The 5,327-nt window shown below is 66.5% G+C and carries 5 protein-coding genes; all 5 read right to left on the bottom strand.

The genetic code is table 11. The features are described from left to right. Positions 1 to 105: 105 nt before the first annotated feature. On the bottom strand, positions 106 to 714 hold the full coding sequence (lepB, locus tag IHN22_RS12190) for a signal peptidase I (RefSeq protein ID WP_191435644.1): 609 nt from the start codon (positions 712 to 714) through the stop codon (positions 106 to 108). Between the two features lie 215 nt (positions 715 to 929). Next, on the bottom strand, positions 930 to 3,134 hold the full coding sequence (locus tag IHN22_RS12195) for an ATP-binding protein (RefSeq protein WP_191435637.1): 2,205 nt from the start codon (positions 3,132 to 3,134) through the stop codon (positions 930 to 932). Beyond that, positions 3,131 to 4,213 carry a metallophosphoesterase family protein gene (locus IHN22_RS12200; RefSeq protein WP_191435638.1) on the bottom strand — a complete coding sequence of 361 codons (1,083 nt, stop codon included), beginning with the start codon at positions 4,211 to 4,213 and terminating at the stop codon, positions 3,131 to 3,133. Before IHN22_RS12200 ends, IHN22_RS12195 begins: the two co-directional genes overlap by 4 nt. A 33-nt stretch (positions 4,214 to 4,246) precedes the next feature. Beyond that, entirely contained in the window at positions 4,247 to 5,029 is a 783-nt protein-coding gene (locus tag IHN22_RS12205; RefSeq protein ID WP_191435640.1) for a TIGR00282 family metallophosphoesterase, read from the bottom strand. A 120-nt stretch (positions 5,030 to 5,149) separates the two neighbouring features. Further along, a complete protein-coding gene (locus tag IHN22_RS12210; protein WP_365814201.1) occupies positions 5,150 to 5,320 on the bottom strand; it encodes a stage II sporulation protein P in 171 nt (56 codons plus the stop codon). Positions 5,321 to 5,327 lie beyond the last annotated feature (7 nt).

Here is a 5,327-nt window from a genome sequence, read left to right on the forward strand (position 1 = left end):
CGCCCCTTTTGCCGAGGAAACGGATTGCCACGCCAGTGTGCGCACTGGCTCGCAATGACAGGCTTGTGCAAAACAGCTATTTTGCAACAGGCCCTTTTTCTGCATTTATGCCTCCGTGCCGTGGGCGATGGGCCCGAAATCCTGGAAGGGCAGCAGCACCCACAGGGCCCGGCCCAGCACATACCGCTCATCCACCGTGCCCAGGGTCACATTGCGGCTGTCGGAGGAGTGGTTGCGGTTATCGCCCATAACGAAGATGGAGCCCTCGGGCACCACCACGTCGGTGAGGGTCTCCCCGCCGGGTTGGCGCATGACCTCCTCCGGGTTGATATAGGGCTCGTCCAGCACCTCGCCGTCCACGGTAACGGTGCCCGCGTCGTAGTCGATGACCACGTGCTGACCGCCGGTGGCGATGACCCGCTTGACGATGGGGCCCTCGGAGGTGTCAAATTCCTTGGTGAGCACCACCACGTCTCCCTGCTTGGGGGTATAGCCGATGCTCTGTAACAGCAGCAGGTCCCCGTCATGGAGGGTGGGATACATGGAGGAGCCCACCACGCCGATGATGCGCCCCACAAAGGTGAAGATGAGAATCAGGGCCACCAGCACCATCACCAGGGCCTGTAACCAGAAGTAGAGGTCCACCTTCAGGGCGTCCTTCCCCTCCAGCTCCTGCTCCTGGGTCTTTTCTTTTGCCAATGCCATCAGCTCCATATGCTTGGAATATGCCACATTATAGAGCTTGCCGAAAAAGTTTTTTCAGCAAGCTCAGCACTTTTTGAAATTTCAAAAAGTGTTTGACTGGACGCGAAAGACAACCCTGACGGTTTTCTTTCACACTATCTTTCCCTCCGAATCCTTTAACCGGAGCGATTTTTTGATAGATTGATTATAGTAGCAATTTCCCCCGATTGCAAGGGAAATTCGCGTCAGCGGCCCTCCTGCCAGGCTCTTTCCCGGCTGTGGCAGGTGAAGAGCAGGATCTGCCGCTCTCCGCCCAGCTCCTCCAGGCACTCCAGCGCCAGGGCCGCACGGCTGTCGTCGAAGTTGGCCAGGGCGTCGTCCAGCACCAGGGGGCAGGGTTCCTCCTGAGGCAGCACCAGCTTGCAGGCCGCCAGCCGCACCGCCAGATAGAGCTGGTCCGCCGTCCCCTGGGACAGGGCCAGGGCCCGCCGGGGCTGGAGGCCGCCGGCCTCCTCTGCCAGAGCCTCAAACTGCCGGGTGAGGGACACCTTGTCGTACTTGCCGCCGGTGAGCTTGGCCAGATAGTCCCCCGCCAGATGGTTGAGGGCGGGGGAGAACCGGGCCTGAAGCCCAGCGTGGGCGGCGTCCAGGGCCTTGAGGGCAGTCTCCAGAGCGGCGTACTCGGTCTGCCGCCGCTCCAGCTCCTCCCGGGCCTCCTCCTGCCGCAGCTCCAACTCCGCCGGGTCCCCCAGGGTGTTCAGCTCGCCCTGGGCCATGGCCAGGCCGCTGCGGAGCCGGGACAGCTCCCCCTCCGCCGCGTTGAGCCGGGCCGCCGTCCCGGCGGGGTCAAACCGGGGCTCCACCCCGGGGTCGGCCGCCACCGGCTCGGGCCGGGGCAGGCTGGCCGCCAGCTTTTCCGCCCCCTCCAGCTTCACCTGGGCGGTGGCCAGCCGCTCCTCCAGCTGGAGGGCACGGGAAATGGCCGCCGACACGCCAAAGGTATCCTTCACCGTGGGGGCAAAGGGGTGGACCAGCTCCAGCAGGGCCTTGCGGGTGTTCTCGTCCTGGGCCAGCAGGGCGTCCAGAGCCTGCTGGGCCTCCTCCCGCTGTTTGGCGGCCTGTCCGGCCACCACGCAGGCCTCCCGGTAGGCACTGGCCCGGTTCAGGATACCCTGGGGGTCCTCCGCCTCATAGCGCTCCAGCAGCTCCGCCGCCAGAGCCCCGGCCTTTTTCTTCCGAAGGGCGGCGGACACAAACAGGCCCACGCCCGCCACGGCCAGCACGCCGCAGGCCGCGCCGCCCATCCACAGGGCAGGCAGCACGCCGGTAAAGGCCAGCACCAGGGACCCGGCGGCCAGCGCCAGGGCAACGGCGCCCCCGGCATACAGTCCGCCGCAGCGGGGCACCTCCCCCGCCGCCTGGGCGTCCTCGCTGGCCTGCTCCCAGGCCTGGTCGGGGGTCATATCGGGGAACAGGGGGTCCACCGCCGCGGCGGCAGCTTCCGCCTCCTGGGTCTGAGCCTGTTCCAGCCGCTCCTCCGCCTGCTTGCGACTGGTGTGCAAGGCGTTGAGCTGGTTCAGCTCCCCCTGGGCCTTTTGCAGGGTAGCCTTGTCGGGAGGCGTGCCATAGCGGTTGAGTTCTGCCTCAATGGTATCCACCTGCCCCCTGGCCGCCTCCAGAGCGCTCTGGGCCTCCTCCCACCGCTGACGGCGGGCAGCCATGGCCCGGGCCAGGTGGGCGTCCCGCTCGGCCTGGAGGCGCTTGTGCTCGGTCTGGAGCTTGTCCATCTCCCGGCGGGCCTCCTGGGCCAGCCGGAAGGCCTTGGCCTGGCGGCCCGCGATCTCGTCGTTCTGGGTCAGCTCCTCCTCCAGCTTGGGAATGAGGCCGGTCTTGTTGTGCTTGCGGCGGTTGAGCCAGTCCCGCAGGCGGCGTTCCACCCGGGAGTAGGACACGTCCTCCTCCCCGCTGGAGGCCAGGGCGGCAATGCGGGCCTCCAGGGCGGGGGCGCCGTCGATGGCCGCGCCCCCCTGGCCCACAAAGGCCGATCGCTCAAAGACCTCCCGGGGGGCGCCGATGAGGGTCTCCCCCACGTTGTCGGCGGTGAGGAAGCCCACCGGCTCTCCGGTGTCGGTATACACCGCCTCAAACTTGCCGAAGGGGGTGTTGCCCTTGGGGCCCCGGCGAAGGGTGATCTGCTCCCCCTTCCACTCCAGCTCCACCACGCCCTCCATGGCTCCGCCGTTCCAGGGCTGGTAGCGGTTCTTTTCGGCGATATAGCCCTGCTTGTCCCGCTCCTTGGTGTTGATGCCGTAGAGCATGGCCCGCAGGAAGGCCGACCAGGTGGACTTGCCCCCCTCGTTGGGGGCCTCGATGATATTCAGCCCCTCCTTCAGCTCCAGCTCCCGGTGGTCCAGGCCGCCGAAGGTGGCTTTCATACGAATGATTTTCATGGGCAGGGGTCCTCCCCGTTTTCCAGCGCCGCCAACGCAAACCGGGCGGCCAGCTCGGCTTCCGGCCCGCCCTGGGCCTTCAGCTGACGCAGGACCAGGCCGGTGAGGGAGTCCTCCCCCGCCCGCTCCCACAGGTCCCGCAGCTGTCTGGTATGGTCCCGGATGGTGACGCTGTAATAGTATGGTTGGGCCTGGGCGGTGAGAGCCGCCAGATCAGGCGGTCCAAAGGACCGCTGGCCGGTGAGCAGGATGCGGCAGCAGTCGCCGCAGGGCTCCGCCGGCAGTACCTCCTCCAGGGCCTGAGCGGCGGTATCCGCCCCGGTGACGTCGGCCTCCACGATCTCATACCGCCGGCCGGCCAGGGGTACGAACCGGGCGGTGACATCGCTGGGGTCGTCCCCCACGGTGACCACCAGCACGCCCTTGTCCCCCGTCTCGTCAAAACCCCGGCCCTCGGGACAGCCGGGGTAGGCCCACCAGGTGTCCCCCGCCTTCTGCAAACCGGAGCAGGCGTGGATATGGCCCAGGGCCAGGTAGGTCAGGCCGCTGGCGGCAATATCGGCGGGATCAATGGGGCCGTAGCGGCCCTTGCCGTCCACGTCGCCGTGGAGGGCCATCAGGTGGACCTGTCCGTCCCGGGGAGCGGTAAAGCCCATGAGGGGGGAGCGGTCGGCCTGGGGGGTGGTGAAGGCCGCCCCGTGGACGGTGCAGCCCAGCTCGGGCAGGGCCACCGACTCCACCGACACGGTGGAAAAGATGTGTACGTTGTCAGGCCATACGGTGTTGGCGTATACCGACCGGGGGCCGTAGCAGTCGTGGTTGCCCGGGGCGATGAACACCGGGGCCTGGATCTGGCCCAGGGTGCGGGAGAGGGCCTCCACCGTCTCCTGGTAGGTCTGGCTGGAGTCCAGCAGATCGCCGGAGAGGAGCACCAGGTCGGCCCTCACCTCCTGGGCCAGATCGGCCAGCCGGTCCAGCAGCTGCCGCTGCTCCTCCCGCCGCTGCCTTGCCTTGTCGGGGGGCAGGGCGGCAAAGGGGGCGTCCAGATGGAAGTCCGCCCCGTGAATAATGGTTAACATAAATGTATGTTCCTTTCCAAAAGGATGGCGGCATCAGTCCCGCAGGTCCAGTCGCTCCACACCCACGCACTTGCGTGCGTCGGTGTCGATGGAGAAGAGGACGCTCTCCAGCTTACAGGGCCCGTCCGCCTGCTCAAACCGCCGGGGCAATCCCCCCAGGAAGCGGTTGATGGCCTGCTCGGGCCGGATGCCCAGCACGCTGCGGGCGGGGCCGGTCATGCCCAGGTCGGTGACAAAGCCCAGGCCTTTGGGAAGCACCTGGGTATCGGCGGTGGGCACATGGGTGTGGGTGCCCCACAGGGCCTGGACCCGTCCGTCCAGGTAGTAGCCCATGGCGCCCTTCTCGCTGGTGGCCTCGGCGTGGAAGTCCACCAGCACCACGTCCACCCCCTCCATCCGCTTTAAAACCTTGTCGGCGATGGTGAATGGGTTTTCAAAGTTGCTGTCCATCTCGCACCGGCCGATGAGGTTCATCACGCCGATCCGCAGGCCCTTAGGGCCGTCGTACACCCCCCAGCCCCGGCCGGGCACCCGGTTGGTGTAGTTGGCGGGCCGCAGGGTATAGCGGTCGTCCTCCAGAAAGTCGGCGATCTGGATGCGGTTCCAGGTGTGGTTGCCCAAAGTGATCACGTCGGCCCCGGCGTCGAAGATGTCCCGGGCCTGCCGGGGCAGGATGCCCACGCCGGAGGCGTTCTCCCCGTTGACCACGGTAAAGTGGACCTCATGGAGCTTCTTCAGGCTGCGGAGGTGGCGGTTCAGGTAGTCCACGCCGCTCTCGCCCACCACATCACCTACCGCCAGCACGTTTAAGATCATAGTCTGCCTCCCTCTGTGTTTTTACGCAGTGGTTTTATTATATGTGATTTTTCGGAAAAGGGCAATTCTTCTTTGCCGGCTGGAGACGCAAAAAAGCACGCCCGAGGGCGTGCTTTTTTGTCATTGCTCCTTCAAGCCCAGCAGCACCTGACCGGCGGAGCGGGCGAAGAGCCGAGCGGCGGACAGGGCCTCCTGGAGGGTGTTGCCGTGGGTGCCCACCTCCACCAGCAGGGAGCCGGTGGACAGCTCCTGATTGTAGCTAGAGGAGCGGAAGGTCATGGGCCGGGCCAGGGTGGGA

This window comes from Flavonifractor sp. An112, from assembly GCF_904377885.1.
Taxonomy (GTDB): Bacteria; Bacillota; Clostridia; order Oscillospirales; family Oscillospiraceae; genus Flavonifractor; species Flavonifractor avicola.

Excerpts from the sequence above, each read along its gene's own strand:
- lepB (WP_191435644.1), bottom strand. The coding sequence starts at position 714 with ATGGAGCTGATGGCATTGGCAAAAGAAAAGACCCAGGAGCAGGAGCTG.
- IHN22_RS12195 (WP_191435637.1), bottom strand. The coding sequence starts at position 3,134 with ATGAAAATCATTCGTATGAAAGCCACCTTCGGCGGCCTGGACCACCGG.
- IHN22_RS12200 (WP_191435638.1), bottom strand. The coding sequence starts at position 4,213 with ATGTTAACCATTATTCACGGGGCGGACTTCCATCTGGACGCCCCCTTT.
- IHN22_RS12205 (WP_191435640.1), bottom strand. The coding sequence starts at position 5,029 with ATGATCTTAAACGTGCTGGCGGTAGGTGATGTGGTGGGCGAGAGCGGC.